General features: G+C 41.6%; 3 protein-coding genes. 2 read left to right on the top strand and 1 reads right to left on the bottom strand.

Annotated elements, in window-relative coordinates:
* Together V7659_RS29745 and V7659_RS29740 are read left to right on the top strand one after the other, a co-directional pair.
* On the top strand, positions 1 to 615 hold a 615-nt coding region (locus V7659_RS29745), incomplete at its 5' end, for a YARHG domain-containing protein (protein ID WP_335543635.1).
* 78 nt (positions 616 to 693) lie between these two features.
* Positions 694 to 1,371 carry a copper homeostasis protein CutC gene (locus V7659_RS29740; RefSeq protein WP_335543634.1) on the top strand — a complete coding sequence of 226 codons (678 nt, stop codon included), beginning with the start codon at positions 694 to 696 and terminating at the stop codon, positions 1,369 to 1,371.
* 134 nt (positions 1,372 to 1,505) lie between these two features.
* On the opposite strand, the gene V7659_RS29735 is transcribed toward V7659_RS29740, so the two are convergent.
* On the bottom strand, positions 1,506 to 2,628 hold a 1,123-nt coding region (locus V7659_RS29735), incomplete at its 5' end, for an MFS transporter (protein WP_335543633.1).

The following is a 2,628-nucleotide window of genomic DNA, read 5'->3' as shown; positions in this document are numbered from 1 at the left end:
TCAATGGATTTATGCACAAATTGTGGTGAGAAATTAAATGAATCTAGTAAGTTCTGTCCAAACTGCGGTTCAAGGGTTGCAATTGATCATAAGAACATGCCCTCAGTCCTAGAGACGCGCATTGAAATAAAGAAGAATCGCTCAAAAACGAGATTAGTAGTTGGAGTCGGAACAATTATAGGTTTACTGCTTGTCATAAGTGTAACCTTACTAGTTAAAGATTTTTATAAGCCTGAACCCAAATTGAATGTTGCAGCAACCAAAAAGATTGATCAATCAAAAGATAAAGATGTAGAAAATAATGATCAAGATAGTCATGATCAACCTTCAACCGAACAAGAGAGTTCCAATCCTTCCTCTACTGAATATATTTTGCCTACTAGTGATAAAGGTGTGATGAGTGAAGAAGACGTTGCTAATCTTACAAAAGATCAGCTGCGTTTAGCCAGAAATGAGATCTATGCTCGTCATGGGTATGTTTTTAAATCACAGGATTTGCAAACCTATTTTTCGGGTAAGTCATGGTATCAACCGGACCCTTCCTTTGATGGCTCTTTAAATGAAATAGAAAAAGAAAATGTAAACTTCATAAAGGCAAGAGAGGACAGTCTTTAGCTCGTAAGATGTGGTGAAAATGCTTTTCGACATCTTTTTTGGTAGAATTAGGACAAAATAACCCAGGGGGGAAATGTCGTGCTACTTGAATTTATTGCTGTCACGGTAGAGGATGCGGTATTAATTGAAAAATCAGGAGCAGACCGAATTGAGCTTGTTTCGGGTTTAACAGAGGGTGGCTTAACACCGAGTTATGGCTTGATTGAAAAAGTAGTTTCCAGTGTTCGTATTCCGGTAAATGTCATGCTAAGACCGCATAGTCAATCATTTTGCTATTCGAAAGACGACCTCGCGATCATGAAAAATGATATTCGCATCATTCGGTCGCTAGGTGCAAATGGGGTCGTAATGGGAATGCTGGATGAGGAAGGGAATATCGATTTCGGTCAGCTTGAAGAGCTCTTAACGGAAACAGGCGATATGGAAGTAACCTTCCATCGCGCCATCGATAGTTCAAGGAATCCACTCGAAGCAGCAGAAAAATTGGATCAATATAAAGCAATCAGGACAATTTTAACATCTGGCGGTTACGGCGACTGGCCTACTCGGCTTGAGGTGCTATTGCAGATGAAGGACCGGTGTAAGAATACCGAGATACTAATCGGAAGCGGGCTGACAAAGGAAAATATCCTTGAAGTTCATGAAAAAGTGGATACCGGTTTCTATCATTTCGGATCAGCTGTTCGAAATGAAAATAGTGTACTTCAGAGTGTTTCGTTAGAAAAGGCAGCTGAAATCGTTAATCTTCTAATGTGATTCATACATCCTCAGGATAAAAGATTATGGAAGGCTTGGTGTGGGAGGCTACTTTTGACCAATCATTTGGTAAGTGGAACCTACCATGGGGACGATTCTTTTTCTAACTTCAATAAAAACCGTCCCAATGGGAGTTACGCTGCTTTCCTCATACCTACTTCCTTTTTTCTGGTTTCCGGGAAGGTCGCCACCAAGAAGATGTACAAACTAGAGACAGCAATAAAGAAGATCATGGCCGGCGTATATCCGGAAGCGCCTAATATAAAGCTCCACACAATCGTCGCAATGGTTTGGCCTGCATATGCGATTGCCCAGAATAGGCCGAACATGATCGTCAATCTTTGTGGTGTCATCCCTTTTAACTCATGGGGTAGATTCAAAAAGATTGGGTACTGGATATACATCGCAAATCCAGAGATTGAAATGAGAGTGTAGGAAAGTGACGGAATTTTATTCGCAAAAACGAGCGCTAGAGCAAAGGCTCCAACCATGACGATTCCTGAAATTAGGAGAATCGGTTTCCGCGCTACTCCTTTATTCCCGATGCGAATCCCTGCGAATGTACCGAGTATGCCAAAGCCTGAGATTAACAAGTTCGTAACCGAGCCGTTTAACAAGGTATATTGATCAAATATCGCTTTAAAGCTCACTAGTGATAATACGTACAGTGTTAAAAAGGAAGCAAACGCCAAGCCATAGCGCCAAAGGAATCCGTCCTTAAGGGCGTCTTTATATCCATACTTTTCAGCTTTTCCACCGGTTTCCTTTGTTTCAAAGGTTTCAGCTTTCCAAAGCCAGCCGATAAAAAACAAAATCGTTAATGAGGCAAAGAACGTTAATGTTAAACGCCAGTTGGCCACCATTTGCTTCGCAAAAACCGTAAACAAGACGGCAACAATAAAGGCACCCGCATTATAGGCAACGGTATTGGCCGCATTAATGCGCAGTTTTACATTTGAATTTTTAACATAGTGAGCGACGATGGGGTTCATGTAGACAATCACCATCGAACCCCCAACGGCCATAACCATTCGAGCTGCGGTATAGGCCCAGTAATTAGGCAGGTAAATAGCAACAAGTCCCATCATTAATAGTCCAATCGCCATTCCTGCTGCTTTTTTCGGTCCTAATTTCATCAGTACCATCGCTGCTAAGATGTTCGCAAATACACGTGCGGTCGTAATCGAATAATTCACTAATTGAGATATAATAGGATCCACCGGCCCACCGAAAAACGTTTCGGTTATTTGTGGGGTC

The sequence above is a fragment of the Neobacillus drentensis genome (assembly GCF_036966985.1).
GTDB lineage: Bacteria > Bacillota > Bacilli > Bacillales > Cytobacillaceae > Neobacillus > Neobacillus drentensis_E.
This window is presented reverse-complemented; position numbering and strand designations above follow the sequence as displayed.